Origin of the sequence: Streptomyces tuirus (assembly GCF_014701095.1) — a bacterium.
In the GTDB taxonomy this organism is placed as follows: domain Bacteria; phylum Actinomycetota; class Actinomycetes; order Streptomycetales; family Streptomycetaceae; genus Streptomyces; species Streptomyces tuirus.
Genome location: NZ_AP023439.1, coordinates 2317215 through 2336566, shown reverse-complemented (window position 1 = coordinate 2336566; position 19352 = coordinate 2317215). Strand labels below are relative to the sequence as shown.

At 73.0% G+C, this 19352-nt stretch carries 15 protein-coding genes and 1 pseudogene; 12 read left to right on the top strand and 4 right to left on the bottom strand.

The genetic code is table 11. The features are described 5' to 3' along the window. Positions 1-129: 129 nt before the first annotated feature. Positions 130-2463, top strand: coding sequence for a SpoIIE family protein phosphatase (locus IGS69_RS10850; protein WP_190898603.1), 2334 nt, complete (start codon positions 130-132; stop codon positions 2461-2463). 48 nt (positions 2464-2511) lie between these two features. Continuing rightward, positions 2512-3744: a radical SAM family heme chaperone HemW gene (gene hemW, locus IGS69_RS10845; protein WP_190898601.1), complete on the top strand. Its 1233-nt coding sequence runs from the start codon at positions 2512-2514 to the stop codon at positions 3742-3744. A gap of 111 nt (positions 3745-3855) precedes the next feature. Here the strand turns inward: hemW and IGS69_RS10840 are convergent, their stop codons facing one another. Both IGS69_RS10840 and IGS69_RS10835 read right to left on the bottom strand, forming a co-directional pair. After that, positions 3856-4659, bottom strand: coding sequence for a DUF3097 domain-containing protein (locus tag IGS69_RS10840; RefSeq protein ID WP_190898599.1), 804 nt, complete (start codon positions 4657-4659; stop codon positions 3856-3858). A 31-nt stretch (positions 4660-4690) separates the two neighbouring features. Further along, positions 4691-5422 (bottom strand): MBL fold metallo-hydrolase, encoded by a 732-nt coding sequence (locus IGS69_RS10835; RefSeq protein ID WP_190898597.1) that lies wholly within the window; start codon positions 5420-5422, stop codon positions 4691-4693. Between the two features lie 169 nt (positions 5423-5591). Between IGS69_RS10835 and hrcA the strand changes: the two genes are divergently transcribed. The 9 genes from hrcA to IGS69_RS10790 all read left to right on the top strand — a co-directional run bounded on the left by hrcA (position 5592) and on the right by IGS69_RS10790 (position 16061). Further along, positions 5592-6608 carry a heat-inducible transcriptional repressor HrcA gene (gene hrcA / locus IGS69_RS10830; RefSeq protein ID WP_190904452.1) on the top strand — a complete coding sequence of 339 codons (1017 nt, stop codon included), beginning with the start codon at positions 5592-5594 and terminating at the stop codon, positions 6606-6608. After that, positions 6608-7744: a molecular chaperone DnaJ gene (gene dnaJ / locus IGS69_RS10825; RefSeq protein WP_185013342.1), complete on the top strand. Its 1137-nt coding sequence runs from the start codon at positions 6608-6610 to the stop codon at positions 7742-7744. The genes hrcA and dnaJ overlap by 1 nt, the downstream gene beginning before the upstream one ends. Before the next feature lie 160 nt (positions 7745-7904). Beyond that, positions 7905-9023, top strand: coding sequence for a nitronate monooxygenase (locus tag IGS69_RS10820; protein WP_190898595.1), 1119 nt, complete (start codon positions 7905-7907; stop codon positions 9021-9023). Further along, positions 9020-9760: a 16S rRNA (uracil(1498)-N(3))-methyltransferase gene (locus tag IGS69_RS10815; RefSeq protein WP_190898594.1), complete on the top strand. Its 741-nt coding sequence runs from the start codon at positions 9020-9022 to the stop codon at positions 9758-9760. Before IGS69_RS10820 ends, IGS69_RS10815 begins: the two co-directional genes overlap by 4 nt. A gap of 139 nt (positions 9761-9899) precedes the next feature. Beyond that, positions 9900-10445 (top strand): hypothetical protein, encoded by a 546-nt coding sequence (locus IGS69_RS10810; RefSeq protein WP_190898593.1) that lies wholly within the window; start codon positions 9900-9902, stop codon positions 10443-10445. A gap of 45 nt (positions 10446-10490) precedes the next feature. Next, complete coding sequence (locus tag IGS69_RS10805; RefSeq protein ID WP_190898592.1) at positions 10491-13685, top strand: S41 family peptidase; 3195 nt, start codon at positions 10491-10493, stop codon at positions 13683-13685. A 97-nt stretch (positions 13686-13782) separates the two neighbouring features. Beyond that, a complete protein-coding gene (locus IGS69_RS10800) occupies positions 13783-14136 on the top strand; it encodes an HIT domain-containing protein (protein WP_190898591.1) in 354 nt (117 codons plus the stop codon). Between the two features lie 6 nt (positions 14137-14142). After that, positions 14143-15048, top strand: a complete 906-nt coding sequence (locus IGS69_RS10795; protein WP_190898590.1) for a ribonuclease Z — start codon at positions 14143-14145, stop codon at positions 15046-15048. A 20-nt stretch (positions 15049-15068) separates the two neighbouring features. Further along, positions 15069-16061, top strand: coding sequence for an adenosine deaminase (locus IGS69_RS10790; protein ID WP_190898589.1), 993 nt, complete (start codon positions 15069-15071; stop codon positions 16059-16061). 4 nt (positions 16062-16065) lie between these two features. Here IGS69_RS10790 and IGS69_RS10785 read toward each other — a convergent pair whose 3' ends face one another. Together IGS69_RS10785 and IGS69_RS10780 are read right to left on the bottom strand one after the other, a co-directional pair. Next, complete coding sequence (locus IGS69_RS10785) at positions 16066-17382, bottom strand: MFS transporter (RefSeq protein ID WP_190898588.1); 1317 nt, start codon at positions 17380-17382, stop codon at positions 16066-16068. A gap of 202 nt (positions 17383-17584) precedes the next feature. Further along, positions 17585-17859 (bottom strand): annotated as a pseudogene (locus tag IGS69_RS10780) (IclR family transcriptional regulator domain-containing protein); the annotation flags it as partial. 90 nt (positions 17860-17949) lie between these two features. Here IGS69_RS10780 and IGS69_RS10775 point away from each other — a divergent pair. Next, positions 17950-19239 carry a glucarate dehydratase family protein gene (locus tag IGS69_RS10775; RefSeq protein WP_190898586.1) on the top strand — a complete coding sequence of 430 codons (1290 nt, stop codon included), beginning with the start codon at positions 17950-17952 and terminating at the stop codon, positions 19237-19239. Positions 19240-19352 lie beyond the last annotated feature (113 nt).

The following is a 19352-nucleotide window of genomic DNA, read 5'->3' as shown; positions in this document are numbered from 1 at the left end:
CACAGCAGTAGCACTGTTCTCACTCATGGCGGCCCACTTCGGTAACTCGGCGCTTATGGGCGGGGTCAGTCTGTCACTCTGTCGGCATCGACTGTGGCGTATTCGTACGAACTGCCCGGGGAGCTGTCCATGGGGGCCATTCCGACGCAACGGGAGACCGCTTCCCGTGCCTCAGAGGCGCCTGCACACGCTTGGGAGACGCCCGTGCCCGTCCAGGAGGGGCCCGTTTCCGAGGAGCCCGTACCGTCAGCGGAGGTGATCACACCGTCTGCCGGGGCGCTCACCTCCGAGGCGCCCGCACCGGACCGTGCGCGGGCGCACGCGACCCTGTCCGGCAGTTCCGTCGCGCCGGGCGCCGCACGCGCCCTGGTGCGCACGGCGCTGACCGAGTGGACCGGACTCGGCCTGCCCGGCTCGGAGCACCTCACCGACCGCCTCGCCGACGACGCCACGCTCGTCGTCAGCGAACTCGTCACCAACGCCGTCGTACACGCCGGCACCGACGTCGAGATGGAGTGCCGGCTGGAGGGCGACACCCCGGCCACCACGGCCGCGCTCGTCGTCGAGGTCTCCGACCACCACCCCTCCCGCGCCCCGCGCGGCGGCGAACCGGAGACGCCCCATGACACCCCCGAGTACGGGCGCGGCCTGCGGCTCGTCGGCGCGCTCTCCGAGGCGTGGGGGATCACGTACCGCACGGGCCGCAAGACCGTCTGGGCGCGGCTGCCCGCCGGGGGGTGCGCGGCCGGCGAGCAGATCGAGGCGTACGCCGGGGAGCACGCGCTGGCGCGCGGCCTGCGGGTTGCGGAGATCCTGGCGCCCGAGCCGCGCCGGGGCGACGAGACGGCGGCGGAGATCCCGGCGTCCGGACCGTGCCAGGGCGACGAGGCGGTGGAGGCGCTACGGGCCTGGCGCGGCGAAGGCGACCCGTGGGACCACCGCGCCGGAGGAGAGACATGGGACCTGCGTGAGGCAGCAGAGACGTGGGACTCACGGGAAGCTGGGGAGGCACGGGACTGGCCCGCCGCACGGGAAGATCGTGACCTGCGTGACTGGAACGACCTCCGGGACTGGCGGGACCGGCACGAGAACCACGACGGACGCAACGGGCCCGACGGCGCCTGGCTCGGCCGCGGCGCCCTCTCCTTCCTCGCCGAGGCCTCCGACCTGCTCGCCGGGCAGCTCGACGAGGACCTGGTCGCGGCCCTCGCCGGGCAGCTGATCGTGCCCAGGCTGGCGGACTGGTGCGCGGTGTGGCTGGAGGACGAGGCCACCGGCGGCGGCTGGAGCGGCGGGGCAGGCGCGGGCGGACCGCGCCTCGCCCGGGTCTGGCACGGCAGCGAGAACCGCATCGAGGAGCTGCGCTACGTCCTGGAGAAGGACCCGCCGCAGCCGTTCGACCCAACGGGGTCGTCGTCCCCGTTCGAACGGAACCAGGAGCGCGGCAGGTCCGGACCCGTCGACTACCCCTGGCCCGGCGAGGCGCTCGGCGACGCCGAGCCCGGCTCGGCCCTGGCGTACCGGCTGGTCGCCGGGGGACGCCCGCTGGGCACCCTCGTCATCGGGCGCTCCGGCAAGGCCGGCTTCCCCGACGAGATCACCGGCCTCGCGGAGGACCTCAGCCGCCGGGTGGCCCTCGCCATCGGCGCCGCCCGCCAGTACGCCCGCCAGGCCACCATCAGCGCCGTCCTGCAGCGCGGCCTGCTGCCCGGCGCCGTGGCCGAGATCCCCGGCATGCGCAGCGCCCTCGTCTACGAGCCGTGCGACAAGGGCGGTCCGAGCGGCGACTTCTACGACCTGTTCCCGGCCGGCGACGGCCGCTGGTGCTTCGCCGTGGGCGACGTCCAGGGCAAGGGCCCCGAGGCGGCCGTCGTGATCGGCCTGGCCCGGCCCTGGCTGCGCCTGCTGGCCCGCGAGGGCTACCGGGTCGCCGACGTCCTCGACCGCCTCAACCAACTGCTCCTCGACGACGCCACGGAGGCCGCCGACGCGGCGGCCCGGGCGCTGGTGGCCGCGGGCGCGCGGGCCACCCCGCCCGGCGACGGCCCCCAGACGCGCTTCCTGTCCCTGCTCTACGGCGAGCTCGTGCCCTTCGACGGCGGCGTCCGCTGCACCGTCGCCTCCGCCGGCCACCCGCTGCCGCTGCTGCTCGGGGCGGGCGGCGAGGTCCACACGGCCGCGCAGCCCCAGACCCTCCTCGGGGTCGTGGAGGACGCCACCTACACCAGCGAGACCTTCGAGCTGCGCTCGGGCGACACGCTGCTGTGCGTCACCGACGGCGTGACCGAGCGCCGCTCGGGCTCCCGCCAGTTCGACGACGGGGACGGGCTCGCGACCGCGCTGGCCGGATGCGCCGGGCTGGACGCGGAGCTGATAGCCGAGCGGATCAAGCGGCTGGTGCACGAGTTCGGGGCGCGTCCGCCCGCGGACGATCTCGCGCTGCTGGTCCTCCAGGCGGACTGACAGCCGCTCCGGGCGGAGCGGGCGCGCCGGTGCTGGACAATGGAAGGCATGCCTTCCGCACTCCCCGACGGCGAGCCCGTCCCCGACGACGGCGCGCTGCCCGCGTCCGCGCTCACCGGGGCCGCCGACCGCCCGCTCGGGTTCTACCTGCACGTCCCGTACTGCGCGACCCGCTGCGGCTACTGCGATTTCAACACGTACACCGCGACCGAGCTGCGCGGCACCGGCGGGGTGCTGGCCTCCCGCGACAACTACGCCGAGACGCTGGCCGACGAGGTGCGGCTGGCGCGCAAGGTGCTGGGCGACGATCCGCGGCCGGTGCGCACGGTGTTCGTGGGCGGCGGCACGCCCACGCTGCTGGACGCCGGTGATCTCGTACGGATGCTGAAGGCCGTGCGGGACGAGTTCGGGCTGGCGGAGGACGCCGAGGTCACCACCGAGGCGAACCCGGAGTCGGTCGACCCCGCGTATCTGGCCGCCCTGCGCGAGGGGGGCTTCAACCGGATCTCCTTCGGGATGCAGAGTGCGCGGCAGCACGTGCTGAAGGTGCTGGACCGCACGCACACGCCGGGGCGGCCCGAGGCATGTGTGGCGGAGGCCAGGGCGGCCGGCTTCGACCATGTGAACCTCGACCTGATCTACGGCACGCCGGGGGAGTCCGACGACGACTGGCGGGCGTCGCTGGACGCGGTGCTGGGGGCCGGGCCGGATCACGTCAGTGCGTACGCGTTGATCGTCGAGGAGGGGACGCAGCTCGCGCGGCGGATCCGTCGGGGCGAGGTGCCGATGACCGACGACGACGTGCACGCCGACCGGTATCTGATCGCGGACGAGGTTCTCTCGGGCGCGGGCTTCGAGTGGTACGAGGTGTCGAACTGGGCGACCTCGCGGGCCGGGCGGTGCCTGCACAACGAGCTGTACTGGCGGGGGGCCGACTGGTGGGGGGCCGGGCCCGGTGCGCACAGCCACGTGGGCGGGGTGCGGTGGTGGAACGTCAAGCATCCCGGGGCGTATGCGGCTGCGCTGGCGGCGGGGCGGTCGCCGGGGGCGGGGCGTGAGGTGCTGGGGGATGAGGATCGGCGGGTCGAGCGGATTCTGCTGGAGTTGCGGTTGCGGGAGGGGGTGCCGTTGTCGCTGCTGCGGGAGGAGGGGCTGGCTGCGTCTCGGCGGGCCTTGTCCGACGGGTTGCTCCAGGAGGGGCCGTACGAGGAGGGGCGGGCTGTGCTGACCTTGCGCGGGCGGTTGCTGGCGGACGGGGTTGTTCGGGACCTCGTTGACTGAGGTGCTCGGCGTTCGTGCTGGGGGCGGGGGGTTTCGCAGCCCGGCGGAGCGGGGTGCCGCTCTCCTTGGGACGGGTGCCGCCCCTAGCGGCACGCATGCCCGCAGCTGGGGTCAGGGGGTCGTCACGAAGTCGATCAGTTCTTCCACCCTGCCCAGCAGTTCCGGCTCCAGGTCCTTGTACGAGTGGACCGCGGACAGGATTCGCTGCCAGGCCGCCCCCGTGTTCTCCGGCCAGCCGAGCGTCCTGCACACGCCCGTTTTCCAGTCCTGGCCGCGGGGGATCCTGGGCCAGGCCTCGATGCCCAGGGACGACGGTTTCACCGCCTCCCAGATGTCGATGTACGGGTGGCCGACGACCAGGGCGTGTTCGCTCGTCACCGACTGGGCGATGCGCCACTCCTTCGAGCCCGGCACGAGGTGGTCCACCAGGACGCCCAGCCGTGCGTCCGGCCCGGGGGCGAACTCGGAGACGATCGACGGCAGGTCGTCGACGCCCTCCAGGTACTCCACGACCACGCCCTCGATGCGCAGGTCGTCGCCCCACACCTTCTCGACCAGCTCGGCGTCGTGCCGGCCCTCCACGTAGATGCGGCCGGCGCGGGCGACCCGCGCCCGTGCGCCGGGGACGGCCACCGAACCGGAGGCCGTGCGAGCGGGACGGGCCGGGCCGCCCGGCGCGGGGCGGACCAGGGTCACCACCCTGCCCTCCAGCAGGAAGCCGCGCGGCTCCATCGGGAACACACGGTGCTTGCCGAAGCGGTCCTCCAGCGTCACCGTGCCCGCCTCGCAGCGGATCACCGCGCCGCAGAAGCCGGTCCCCGGCTCCTCCACCACCAGGCCCGGCTCCGCCGCGACCTCGGGCACCGGCTTGGGCTTCTTCCACGGCGGGGTCAGATCGGCGGAGTACTGGCGCATTCGGATGACGATAGGAGAAGGCGAACGATGATCACCGCGACACGCCGAAACGCGCCGCCAGCGCGTCCCGTTGGGCCCGCACGAACGCCGCGTCCACCACCGCTCCGTGACCGGGCACGTACACCGCGTCCTCACCGCCCAGGCCGAGCAGCCGGTCCAGGGCGGCCGGCCAGTGCGACGGCACCGCGTCGGGGCCCGCCTGCGGCTCGCCGGACTCCTCCACCAGGTCACCGCAGAACACCACTTCCGGATCGCCCGGCACCAGCACCGCCAAGTCGTGCGCGGTGTGCCCCGGGCCGACGTTCGCCAGCAGCACCTGGCACCCGCCGCCCAGGTCGAGGGTCCACTCGCCGGAGACCAGGTGCCCGGGCGGGACCAGCCGCTGCGCCGCCTCCTCGGCCGTGGGCGCCGCCAGGCCGTGGCGTACCGCGTCCGCGCGCAGCTCCTCCCGGTCCCGCACCCGCGACAGCACGGCGTCCACACCCACCGCGCCGAACACCTCCGCGTCCGGGAAGGCAGCCGCCCCGAAGACGTGGTCGAAGTGCGGATGGGTCAGCGCGAGATGTGTCACACGATGGCCCGCGAGCGACCGCGCCTGCGCACGCAACTTCGCTCCCTCGGCGAGGCTCGACCCCGCGTCGATCAAGAGGGCGGCGCCCTCCCCGGCGACCAGCCCCGCCGTGCAGTCCCACACCGGCAGCCGGCACCGCCCCACCCCGGCGGCCACGCGCTCCCATCCGAGGTCTTCCCAAGTCACCGTCATACGGCGACGCTAGCGGTGCGCCCCGCTCGGGGCACGGCGCCGCACGACCAGCCTTGCCGGGGGTGTACCCCACCGCCGTACACTGGGCCGGGGAATGCTGGCACTCGCACGCGCAGAGTGCCAGGCCGGACCGGCAGGCAAGCAGGCGGAGACTTTGGAGGTGTGCGCGATGCTCAGTGAACGCAGGCTTCAGGTGCTGCGCGCCATCGTCCAGGACTACGTCGGCACCCAGGAGCCGGTGGGTTCCAAGGCCCTCACCGAGCGGCACAGCCTCGGTGTCTCCCCGGCGACCGTCCGCAACGACATGGCGGCCCTGGAGGACGAGGGGTACATCGCCCAGCCGCACACGAGTGCCGGGCGCATCCCCACCGACAAGGGCTACCGGCTGTTCGTCGACAAGCTCGCCGGCGTCAAGCCGATGACCGCGCCCGAGCGGCGCGCGATCCAGAACTTCCTCGAAGGTGCCGTCGACCTCGACGACGTCGTGGCGCGTACGGTGCGGCTGCTCGCGCAGATCACGCGTCAGGTCGCCGTCGTGCAGTACCCGTCGCTGACCCGTTCGACGGTGCGGCACGTGGAGCTGCTCTCCCTCGCGCCCGCGCGCGTGATGCTCGTGCTGATCACGGACACCGGGCGGGTCGAGCAGCGGGTGGTCGACTGCCCGGCGCCCGTCGGCGACGCCTCGCTCGCGGATCTGCGCGCCCGGCTCAACAGCCGTGTGGCGAACCGCCGTTTCGCGGATGTGCCGAGTCTGGTGGAGGATCTCCCGGAGGCGTTCGAGCACGAGGACCGGGGTACGGTCTCTACGGTGCTCTCCACACTGCTGGAGACGCTCGTCGAGGAGAACGAGGAGCGGCTGATGATCGGCGGCACCGCCAATCTGACCCGCTTCGGGCATGACTTCCCTCTCACGATCCGGCCGGTGCTGGAGGCGCTCGAGGAGCAGGTCGTGCTCCTCAAGCTGCTCGGCGAGGCGCAGGATCCGGGCGTGACCGTACGGATCGGTCACGAGAACGCCCACGAAGGACTCAACTCCACGTCCGTCGTGTCGGTCGGCTACGGTTCGGGCGGCGAGGCAGTCGCCAAGCTCGGCGTGGTCGGACCGACCCGCATGGACTACCCGGGAACGATGGGAGCGGTACGCGCAGTGGCACGGTACGTCGGACAGATCCTGGCGGAGTCGTAGTGGCCACGGACTACTACGCCGTACTCGGCGTGCGCCGCGACGCCTCGCAGGAAGAGATCAAGAAGGCCTTCCGGCGGCTCGCGCGCGAGCTGCACCCGGACGTCAACCCCGATCCGAAGACCCAGGAGCGGTTCAAGGAGATCAACGCCGCTTACGAGGTGCTGTCGGACCCGCAGAAGAAGCAGGTCTACGACCTCGGCGGCGACCCGCTCTCGCAGGCCGGTGGCGGCGGCGCGGGCGGCTTCGGAGCCGGTGGTTTCGGGAACTTCTCGGACATCATGGACGCGTTCTTCGGTACGGCGTCGCAGCGCGGACCGCGCTCGCGCACCCGCCGCGGCCAGGACGCGATGATCCGCATCGAGGTCGAGCTCGACGAGGCCGCCTTCGGCACCACGAAGGACATCCAGGTCGACACGGCCGTCGTCTGCAACACCTGCAACGGCGAGGGCGCGGCCCCGGGCACCTCCGCCCAGACGTGTGACATGTGCCGTGGCCGCGGTGAGGTCTCGCAGGTCACCCGGTCCTTCCTGGGCCAGGTCATGACGTCCCGCCCCTGCCCGCAGTGTCAGGGTTTCGGCACGGTCGTCCCGACCCCGTGCCCGGAGTGCGCGGGCGACGGCCGCGTCCGGTCCCGCCGCACGCTCACGGTCAAGATCCCGGCCGGTGTGGACAACGGCACACGGATCCAGCTCGCCGGCGAGGGCGAGGTCGGACCCGGCGGCGGTCCGGCCGGTGACCTCTACGTCGAGATCCACGAGCTGCCGCACAGCACGTTCCAGCGGCGCGGTGACGACCTGCACTGCACGGTGACGATCCCCATGACGGCGGCGGCCCTCGGCACGAAGGTGCCGCTGGAGACGCTCGACGGCATGGAGGAGGTCGACATCCGCCCGGGCACCCAGTCCGGCCAGTCGATCCCGCTGCACGGCCGGGGCGTCACGCACCTGCGCGGCGGCGGACGCGGCGACCTCATCGTCCACGTCGAGGTCCAGACCCCGACCAAGCTCGACCCCGAGCAGGAGCGCCTGCTCCGCGAGCTCTCCAAACTCCGCGGCGAGGAACGCCCCACGGGGCAGTTCCAGCCGGGGCAGCAGGGGTTGTTCTCGCGGTTGAAGGACGCGTTCAACGGTCGCTGAGGAGGCGCCTGTGACGGGCGCCTTCAACGGTCGCTGACGGGGCGCCTGCAACGGGTGACACGGGACGCCTCCCGGGTGACGGGAGGTGCCTGTTCCTCTGGTCTATGCCAGTCGGCAGGCCGGTTTCGGAGTTGTTCGGAGGACGTGACAACATGCCGTCATGTCCTCCGCACTGACCGATCTCTTCCCCCACCCGATCGTGCAGGCCCCCATGGCGGGCGGCGTCTCCGTACCGCAGCTCGCCGCGGCCGTGTGCGAAGCGGGCGGGCTCGGGTTCCTCGCCGCCGGGTACAAGACCCCCGACGGGATGTACCAGGAGATCAAGCAGCTCCGGAGCCTCACCAGCAGGCCCTTCGGCGTCAACGTCTTCATGCCGCAGCCGGAGTACCCCGGTGCAAGCACCGGCTCCACCGGAGCGGCCGGCGCCGCGCTCCCTCATGCCGCCGCCGTCGACGTCTACGCCCATCAGCTGGCCGGCGAGGCCACCTGGTACGAGGCCGAGCTCGGCGATCCGGACAGCGGACGCGACGACGGCTTCGAGGCCAAGCTCGTGGTGCTGCGCGACAACCCCGTGCCGGTGGTGTCGTTCCACTTCGGCGTCCCGGGCCGCGAGGTCGTCGACGCCCTGCACCGCGTCGGCACCTTCGTCCTGGCCGCCGCGACCACCCCCGACGAGGCCCGGGCCGTCGAACGGGCGGGTGCGGACGGGGTCATCGCCCAGGGCATCGAGGCCGGCGGCCACCAGGGCACCCACCGGGACATCCCCGAGACGGACGGGACGGGCATCGGGCTGCTGTCGCTGATCGCCCAGGTCCGTGAGGCCGTGAGCATCCCGATCGTCGCCGCCGGCGGCATCATGCGCGGCGGCCAGATCGCCGGGGTCCTCGCGGCCGGGGCGAGCGCGGCCCAGCTGGGCACCGCCTTCCTCGCCACGCACGAGTCGGGCGCGAACGCCCTGCACAAGCAGGCGCTGACCAACCCGCTGTTCGTCCGTACCGAGCTGACCCGGGCGTTCTCCGGGCGGCCCGCGCGAGGCCTGGTCAACCGGTTCCTGCGCGAGCACGGCCCGTACGCGCCCGCCGCCTACCCCGAGATCCACCACCTCACCTCGCCGCTGCGCAAGGCCGCCGCCAAGGCCGGTGACGCGCAGGGCATGGCGCTGTGGGCCGGCCAGGGGCACAAGATGGCCCGGGAGTTGCCCGCCGGGCAACTGGTCGAGGTGCTGGCCGGGGAACTGGCCGCCGCCCGCGCCTCGTTGACGGGCGGGGGCGCGCTGTGACCGCGCCGGTGTTCGTGGTCGAGCACTTCGACGCGGGCCATGGCGGCCGGTACGTCCTCGACGGGCCGGAAGGACGGCACGCCGTCTCCGTGAAGCGGCTGCGCGCCGGTGAGGACGTCGTCCTCACGGACGGGGCGGGCCGCTGGGCGGACTGCGTCGTGCTCGGCACGGAGGGCAAGGACCGGCTGATCCTCCAGCTGGACTCGTGGTCCGAGGAGCCCGCGGAGCAGCCCCGGGTCACCGTCGTCCAGGCCCTACCCAAGGGCGACCGCGGCGAGCTCGCCGTCGAGACGATGACCGAGGTCGGTGTCGACGCGATCGTGCCGTGGGCGGCGGCGCGCTGCATCACGCAGTGGAAGGGCGACCGCGGGGTCAAGGCGCTGGGCAAGTGGCGGGCCACGGCCCGGGAGGCCGGCAAGCAGTCCCGCCGGGTGCGCTTCCCGGAGGTCGCTCAGGCGGCGACGACCAAGCAGGTCGCCGCCCTGCTGGCCGGGGCGGACTTCGCCGCCGTGCTGCACGAGAGCGGGGACGCGCCGCTGGCGACGGCCGAACTCCCGGCCACCGGTGACATCGTGCTGGTCGTGGGGCCCGAGGGAGGCATCGCGCCGGAGGAACTGGCGCTGTTCGAGGAGGCGGGGGCGCAGGCGTACCGCCTCGGGCGCAGTGTGCTGCGCACATCGACCGCCGGGACGGCCGCCGCGGCCGTGCTCCTGGCACGCACCGGACGCTGGTCCTGACCCGCTTGGAAGCACCGAGGAACTCGCCCGGGTTCGCCTGCTCGTGACCGACTTCTGGAGCTTCAGGAGTGGCTGGCGCTGCGCGGCTGACGCCTTTGCGCCCTACCGCGCGGCCCCCGTCAGTGGCAGGCTCCCCTCCATGGGGGTTTCGACGAGGTACCGACTGGGGCCGCGCGGGCGGCGGGTGGCGGTCGCGGCGACGTTCGCCGTGCTGGCGGTGGGCGGCGCCGTCGCCTGCGAGCCCGGCGCCATCAGCTCCGCGTCCGTGGCGTACACCACCGACGAGACCGTGACCAAAGAGCTCAACCGGCAGAAGGCGGGCGTGCGTTGGCTCACCTGCACGGCCTCCTACGGGGACAACGGCGGGAAGTCGTCACCCTCGGCGCGTGAGCGGACCGTCGCGACCGTCGACTGCGAGGGCGAGACCAAGGACGGCAAGGACATCACCGTCGACGGCAAGGTCACCCACGCGGTGGACGGCGCCTGTGTGCGCGGGAACATCACCGCCAAGGTGGACGGCAAGGTGTGGTTCCAGGTCGACGGCCTCGGCGACTGCGACTCCACCACCCCGCCCCCCGTCGGCGGGCCCGCCGACGGCCGGCCCGGACCGACTGTCACCGTGACCGTCACCCAGACCGTCTGGTGCGACCGGTACCCGGACTGCCGCCCCGTCGAGGGCAAGTGATCCGAACTCTGTCCGCGCGGCGTGCTCCCTGCATAGGGTGATCGGGTGACATCGTCTGCTTACCTCCGGTTCCCCCATGTGCACGGCGACCTGGTCGCCTTCACCGCCGAGGACGACGTGTGGCTCGCTCCACTCGACGGCGGCCGGGCCTGGCGGGTCAGCGCCGACAACGTGCCGGTGACCCAGCCCCGCATCTCGCCCGACGGCGCCACCGTCGCCTGGACCTCCACCCGCGACGGCGCCCCCGAGGTCTTCGTCGCCCCGGTCGACGGCGGCCCGGCCAAGCGGCTGACGTACTGGGGGAGCCTCAAGACACAGGTGCGCGGCTGGACTCCGGAGGGCGAGGTGCTGGCGATCAGCACCCAGGGGCAGGCGAGCCTGCGCCGCACTTGGGCGCGCGCCGTCCCGCTGGACGGCGGCCCGGCCACCACCCTGCCGTACGGACCCGTCGGCGACGTCGCCCACGGCCCGCACACGGTGCTGCTGTCCGCACCGATGGGGCGTGAGGCGGCCTGGTGGAAGCGCTACCGCGGCGGTACGGCGGGCAAGTTGTGGATCGACCGCGAGGACGACGGCCAGTTCACGCGGCTGCACGAGGACCTCGACGGCAACCTCGAGTACCCGGTGTGGGTGGGGGACCGGGTCGGCTTCCTCTCCGACCACGAGGGCACCGGAGCGCTCTACTCCTCCCTCGCCGACGGCTCCGACCTGCGCCGGCACACCCCGCTCGACGGCTTCTACGCCCGGCACGCCGCGACCGACGGCACTCGGGTCGTCTACTCCAGCGCCGGCGAACTGTGGGTGCTGGACGACCTGGAGGGAGCCGAGCCGCGGCGGCTGGACGTGCGGCTGGGCGGACAGCGCACCGACCTCCAGCCGTTCCCGGTGAACGCCTCCCGGTGGTTCGGGTCGGCGTCCCCGGACTACACGGCCCGCGGCAGCGCGGTCGCCGTACGCGGCTCCGTGCACTGGGTCACCCACCGCGCCGGACCGGCGCGCGCACTGGCCGCGACACCCGGGGTGCGGGCCCGGCTGCCGCGCACGTTCCGCGCGGACGGCGAGCAGTGGGTGGTGTGGGTGACGGACGCCGAGGGCGACGACGCCCTGGAGTTCGCGCCCGCCACCGGAGTCGCCCCCGGGGCGACGCCCCGCCGGCTCGCCGCCGGGCAGCTCGGCCGGGTGCTGGACCTCGCCATGGCGCCCGACGGCAGCCGAGCGGCCGTCTCCTCCCACGACGGGCGCCTGCTGCTCGTGGAGCGGGAGACGGGCGAGGTGCGGGAGGTCGACCGCAGCGACGACGGAGACGTGTCGGGCCTCGTCTTCTCACCCGACTCGTCCTGGCTGGCCTGGTCCCACCCCGGCCCCCGGCCCCTGTGCCAGCTGAAGCTCGCCAACACCACCGACCTCTCGGTCACCGAGGCCACCCCGCTGCGCTTCCAGGACTACGCGCCCGCGTTCACGATGGACGGCAAGCACCTCGCGTTCCTGTCGACCCGCTCCTTCGACCCGGTCTACGACGAGCACGTCTTCGACCTGGCCTTCGTGGTGGGCTCCCGGCCGCATCTGATCACCCTCGCGGCCACCACGCCCTCCCCGTTCGGGCCGCAGCGGCATGGCAGGTCCTTCGAAACGCCCGACCGGGAGGAGACCCCCGACAGCGAGGGCACTCCCACCACCCGCATCGACCTCGAAGGCCTCGCCGACCGCATCGTGCCCTTCCCGGTCGAGGCCGCCCGCTACACCAACCTGCGCGCCGCCAAGGACGGCGTCCTGTGGCTGCACCACCCGGTCACCGGTGTACTCGGCGCGTCCCGGGCCACTCCGGACGACCCCGAGCCCAAGTCCGAGCTGGAGCGCTACGACCTCGCCCAGCAGCGCGTCGAGCATCTCGCCGTCGACGCCGACCACTTCGCGGTCAGCGGCGACGGCAAGCGGGTGCTGCTGTGGACCGACGGCCGGCTGAAGGTCGTCCCCAGCGACCGGCGTGCGTCGAGTGACGACGACAGCGACTCCAACATCACCGTCGACCTGGGCCGCGTACGCCAGTTCGTCGACCCGGCCGCCGAGTGGCGCCAGATGTTCGACGAGAACGGCCGCATCATGCGGGACCACTTCTGGCGGCCCGACATGAGCGGCGTCGACTGGGACGGCGTCCTCGACCGCTACCGCCCGGTCGTGGACCGGTGCGCCACCCATGACGACCTCGTCGACCTGCTGTGGGAGGTGCAGGGCGAACTCGGCACCTCGCACGCCTACGTCACCCCGCGCGGGGGCCACGGCGGCGGTCCCCGCCAGGGCCTGCTCGGCGCCGACATCTCCCGCCACGAGGACGGAAGCTGGCGCGTCGACCGCATCCTGCCCTCCGAGACCTCCGACCCGGACGCCCGCAGCCCGCTGGCCGCGCCGGGCGTCGCGGTACGCCCCGGGGACGCAGTGGTCGCGGTCGCGGGACAGCCGGTCGACCCGGTTCTCGGCCCCGGCCCGCTGCTGATCGGCACGGCCGACAAGCCGGTCGAGCTGACCATCTCCCCGTCCGGCGGCGGCGATCCGAGGCACGCCGTCGTCGTCCCGGTCGCCGACGAGGAACCCCTGCGCTACCACGCCTGGGTCGCCGACCGCCGCGCCTACGTCCACGAGAAGTCCGGCGGCCGCCTCGGCTACCTCCACGTCCCGGACATGCAGGCCCCCGGCTGGGCCCAGATCCACCGCGATCTGCGCGTCGAGGTCGCCCGCGAGGGCCTGGTCGTCGACGTCCGCGAGAACCGCGGCGGCCACACCTCCCAGCTGGTCGTCGAGAAGCTGGCCCGCCGCATCGTCGGCTGGGCCGTCCCGCGCGGCATGCGCCCCTACAGCTACCCGGAGGACGCCCCGCGCGGCCCCGTCGTGGCCGTCGCCAACGAGTTCTCCGGCTCCGACGGCGACATCGTCAACGCGGCGATCAAGGCCCTCGGCCTCGGCCCGGTCGTCGGCACCCGCACCTGGGGCGGCGTCATCGGCATCGACAGCCGCTACCGCCTGGTCGACGGCACCCTGGTCACCCAGCCCAAGTACGCCTTCTGGCTGGAGGGCTACGAGTGGGGAGTGGAGAACCACGGCGTGGACCCGGACGTCGAGGTCGTCCAACGCCCCCAGGACTACGCGGCGGGCAGGGACACCCAACTGGACGAGGCGATCAGGCTGGCTTTGGAGAGCCTGGACGCCAGTCCCGCAAAGACGCCTCCGGCTCTGCCGACTTCTTAGGGGCGCGGGGAACTGCGCGACCAGCCCACAACGCACCCGCACCCGACGACGATAGGATTCCCGGCAAGACCGATTTCGGCTAACCCCCGGAGGGAAAATGGCAGGGGAGCCCCAGGAAGACTGCCTGTTCTGCAAGATCGTCGCAGGCACCATCCCGGCGACCATCGTCCGCCAGACGGAGACGACCATCGCGTTCCGCGACATCAACCCCCAGGCTCCCACCCACGTCCTGATCATCCCCAAGGCGCACCACGAGAACGCCGCCGCGCTCGCCGCCGCCGACCCCGCCCTCACCGCCGACGTGATCCGCGAGGCGCAGGCCGTCGCCGACGAGGACAAGCTCGACAGCTACCGCCTCGTCTTCAACACCGGCAGCGGCGCCGGCCAGACGGTTTGGCACGTGCACGGCCATGTGCTCGGGGGCCGCGGCCTCGAATGGCCCCCGGGGTAATCCGCCTTGTCCGTACGTGAACTCGTGGTCCTCGGCACCGCCAGCCAGGTCCCGACCCGGCACCGCAACCACAACGGCTACCTGCTGCGCTGGGACGGCGAGGGCATCCTGTTCGACCCCGGCGAGGGCACGCAGCGCCAGATGCTGCGTGCCGGGGTCGCCGCGCACGACCTGAACCGGATCTGTGTCACGCACTTCCACGGCGACCACTCCCTCGGCCTCGCCGGTGTGATCCAGCGCATCAACCTCGACCGGGTCCCGCACGAGATCACCGCCCACTACCCCCGCTCCGGGCAGCGCTTCTTCGACCGGCTCCGGTACGCCACCGCCTACCGCGAGACCGTCGGCATCACCGAGGCCCCGGTCGCCGCGGACGGTCCCCTCGCCCGCACGGACGGGTACACCCTCGAAGCCCGGAAGCTGTCGCACCCGGTGGAGTCGTACGGGTACCGGATCGTCGAGCCCGACGGCCGCCGCATGCTGCCCGAGCGGCTCGCCGCGCACGGCATCAAGGGCCCCGACGTCGGCCGGATCCAGCGCGAGGGAGCGCTGGGCGGGGTCTCGCTGGAGGACGTCAGCGAGACGCGGCGAGGGCAGCGGTTCGCGTTCGTCATGGACACCCGGCTCTGCGACGGGGTGTACGCGCTCGCCGAGGGCTGCGACATGCTCGTCATCGAGTCGACCTTCCTCGACGAGGACGAGGAACTCGCCGTCGAACACGGCCATCTGACGGCAGGTCAGGCAGCCCGAGTGGCCCGGGACGCGGGCGTGCGGCACCTGGTGCTGACTCACTTCAGCCAGCGCTATACAGATCCGGACGAGTTCGAGCGCCAGGCCCGGGCCGCCGGGTACGAGGGTGAGCTGACCGTGGCCCACGATCTACTGAGGGTGCCGGTTCCGAAGCGTCGGTGAAACGGCCGTACGATAAATTGATGTCCCTCCCCAAAGCCGAACTGCACCTTCACATCGAAGGCACCCTGGAACCGGAGCTCGCCTTCGAACTCGCCGCGCGCAACGGCGTCACCCTGCCGTACGCCGACACGGACGAGCTGCGCGAGGCCTACCGGTTCGAGGACCTGCAGTCCTTCCTGAACCTGTACTACGAGCTCATGGCCGTCCTGCGCACCGAGCGGGACTTCGAGGACCTGGCGAACGCCTATCTCGCCCGGGCCGCCGCGCAGGGCGTGCGGCACGCGGAGATCTTCTTCGACCCGCAGGCCCACACCGGCCGCGGCCTCGACATCGGCACGGTCGTCGAGGGGCTGTGGCGGGCGCTGGGCAGCAGCGAGGCGAACCACGGTGTCTCGACGCGGCTGATCCTGTGCTTCCTGCGCGACGAGTCCGCCGAGTCGGCCCTGGCCACGCTGGACGCCGCCAAGCCCTACCTGGACCGGATCACCGGCGTCGGCCTCGACTCCGCCGAGGTCGGGCACCCGCCGGTGAAGTTCCGCGAGGTCTACGAGAAGGCCGCCGCGCTCGGTCTGCGGCGGGTCGCCCACGCCGGTGAGGAGGGCCCGCCGGAGTACATCACCGAGGCGCTGGACATCCTCGGCGTGGAGCGGGTCGACCACGGGCTGCGCTGCGTGGAGGACCCGGCGCTGGTGGAGCGGCTGGTGCGCGACCGGGTGCCGCTGACGCTGTGCCCGCTGTCCAACGTCCGGCTGCGCACGGTCGACACCCTCGCCGACCACCCGCTGCCCGCCATGCTGGACGCCGGCCTGATGTGCACGGTCAACTCCGACGACCCGGCCTACTTCGGCGGCTACGCCGGCGACAACTTCGACGCGGTGCGCACCACCCTCGGCCTCACCGAGGAGCGGTTGCGCGAGCTCGCCCGCAACTCCTTCCTCGCCTCCTTCCTGGAGGACGACGAGGAGCTGCGGGCGCGGTATCTCGCCGAGGTGGAGGCGTACAGCTTCCGGTAGGGGCTCAGAAGACCTCCGACCCCGCCTTGTCGTAGGCGCGCTGGGCGGGGACGGCCGGGGTCTCGACCGGGATCTCCACCACCGGCTGCTCCGGGGCGCCGATCTCGGGGATCGCACCGGTGGGCGTGCCCGTGGCGGCGGCGACCAGGGCGGCCGGGTGACCGCCGCGGCGGCGGATCGCGCCGGGCAGCAGCGGGCGTCCGCCGGTGTGCAGGGCGACGGCGGTCATCGGCAGGGCGATCACCAGCAGTCCGGCGCCGAGCACCGCGCCCATGACCGGGAACCCGGCCTGTGCCGACAGCACGCTGCCGGTCAGCGGACCGGCGGCCGTGCCCAGCGAGGACGCCGAGCCGACCAGCACCGCCCAGCGGCCGCGCGGGTCGAGCGAGGCGGCGAGCCCGATGAGGTACGACAGCACCACCGGGTAGAGCGTGTTCCAGGCGATCTCGCCGGCCGCGAAGCTCCCCAGGTCGGTCGCGGAGGCGCTGAGCGCGATGCAGACGGCGATGAGGACGGTGCCGCCGCCGATGGGTATCGCGCGTCCGAGCCGGGCCCCGAGGGCACCCGCCGCGAGGACGCCGGTCAGGCCGGCGCCCAGAGCGACGGCGAAGACGACGCCGACGGTGGCCTCGCCGAGGTGCGCCTGCTCCAGGCCGATGCGTCCGCTCACGCCCCACAGGGAGTTCTGGGCGAGTGACCAGCACACCATGGCGGCGGCCAGCAGCAGCCCCGAACGGGCGTGCGGCAGCCGGGCCTTGCCGTGCCGGGCGGTGGGCGTGGCGGGCACTGCGGCGGGCAGGCGGCCGGTCAGCGGCCAGACCGCCAGGGCCGTGAGGGCGATCGCGGCCAGGGGCAGACCGTGCCCCGGGCCGAGGTGCGGCACGGTCAGATACACGGCGCCCGCGAGGGCGGAGACGGTGAGCAGTCCGGCCGTGGAGGCCCGGTGCGGATCCCTCTGACCCGCGATCAGGGTCGCGGCGACGGTCGTGGCCGTGCCGGAGCCGAACCCGCCGACGACCGCGCCGGCGACGACAGCGGGGACGGCGGTGCTCAGGGCGGCACCGCCGTAGCCGAGCAGGGCCAGGGCGAGGCCGAGCCGGGCGAGGGTGCGGGCTCCGATCCGTTCGACCCGGGAGGCCAGGACGAATCCGGCGGCGGCCGAACTCAGCAGCAGGGCACTGCCGACGGCTCCGGCCTGCGTGGCGGAGAGCGGAAGGTCCGAGTCGAGCCTGCCGACGGTGGTGGGCAGCAGATACGGAGCGAGGTACCCGGCCGTGAAAAGGGCGACGAGGGGCCAGGGAGTGGTGCGGGGGGCGAACACGGGCGTTCCCAGGGCATGCGAAAGGAGCGGGGGAAGGGGGGGTGGGCGACGACCGTCGACAGACAGGAACGCGCGAGCAATTTGTATCAAGCACGTAGTTCCCCACGGGAGCCCGGGGCGTGTGATCTGGAGCACGTTGTGTTTGGGGTGGTGAAGCCCGGGTAAATGAGCGCCCTCGGTCAGGTGCCGCCGGCGTTTTCGCCTAGCGCCAGTGCACCGATCCGGACCCCGCCGGGACGGTCGCCTCGGCCTTGATCCGGATCTCCCGCATCACCGCGACGATCCGCTCCTCGCGCGCGGGCGTGAGCCGGGCGACGGGCACCGAGCAGCTGATCGCGTCCAGCGCCGGACTGTCGTAGCGCAGCGCGAACCCGCGAAGCCGACGATGCCGGTCACGCCCTCCTCGCGGTCCACGGACCAGCCGCGCGAGCGGGTCTTCGCGAGGTCGGCCGGCAGGGATTCCCGCCTCGTGGTTGACGTTCGCATAGTCAGCCCTCAATCTCATCCATGGATGATGTCTACATATGGAGATGCCACCGCCGGACTCGACCTCGTGGGAGCAACCCTGTGAACCTCACCGTCACCGACGTGACGCTCACGCCGATCCTGGTCGCGGACCCGCCGCTGCTGAACACCCAGGGCGTCCACCAGCCGTACACGCCCCGGCTGATCGTCGAGGTCGTCACCGCCGACGGGATCACCGGCGTGGGGGAGACCTACGGAGACACCACGTACCTGGAGCTGGCCCGGCCCTTCGCCGAGCGGCTGAAGGGACGCCAGGTCAGCGACCTGAACGGCCTGTTCACGGTCGCTGACCGGGTCGCGGTGGACGCCTCCCGCGTCGACAACGCCGTGGACGTCGGCGGGCTGCGCGGTGTCCGGACCGCCGACAAGCTGCGGCTGTCCGTCCTCTCCGGCTTCGAGGTCGCCTGCCTGGACGCCCTCGGCAAGGCGCTCGGACTGCCCGTGCACGCGCTGCTCGGCGGCAAGGTGCGCGACGCCGTCGCATACAGCGCCTACCTGTTCTACAAGTGGGCCGGCCACCCCCAGGGCGTACCCGCCGAGAAGGACGACTGGGGCGCTGCCGTCGACCCGGCGGGAGTCGTGGAGCAGGCCCGCCGCTTCACGGAGCGGTACGGCTTCACCTCCTTCAAGCTCAAGGGCGGCGTCTTCCCGCCCGACGAGGAGATCGCGGCGATCAAGGCCCTGGCCGAGGCGTTCCCGGGACACCCGCTGCGCCTGGACCCCAACGGCGCCTGGTCGGTGGAGACGTCGGTGAAGGTGGCCCAGGAGCTCGGCGAGGTCCTGGAGTACCTGGAGGACCCGGCGCTCGGCACGCCCGCCATGGCCGAGGTCGCCGAGCGCACCGGGGTGCCGCTCGCCACCAACATGTGCGTGACGACGTTCGCCGAGATCCAGGAGGCCTTCACCCGGGGCGCCGTCCACGTGGTGCTCGCCGACCATCACTACTGGGGCGGACTGCGCAACACCCAGCAGCTCGCCGCCGTCTGCCGCACCTTCGGCGTCGGCGTGTCGATGCACTCCAACACCCACCTCGGCATCTCGCTCGCCGCGATGACCCATGTGGCCGCCACCGTCCCGGGCCTCCACCACGCCTGCGACTCCCACTACCCCTGGCAGTCCGAGGACGTCCTCACCGAGCGGCTCACCTTCGAGGGCGGCAAGGTCGCCGTGTCCGACGCGCCCGGCCTCGGCGTGGAACTCGACCGCGAGCGCCTGGCCGTACTGCACCGGCGGTGGCTGGACGACGACGGCGCCCTGCGCGACCGTGACGACGCGGCCGCGATGCGGATCGCCGACCCGCAGTGGGTCACGCCCGCGATGCCCCGCTGGTGAGGCCCGCCGAAGCCGGGGCAGGGGGCGCGCCGGGGCCCGGCGCGAGCTGACGGGACGGGTGGGTCCGGCGTGATCGGCGTCACGTTGTCGGTGGTGTGGTGCAGACTGGCCTG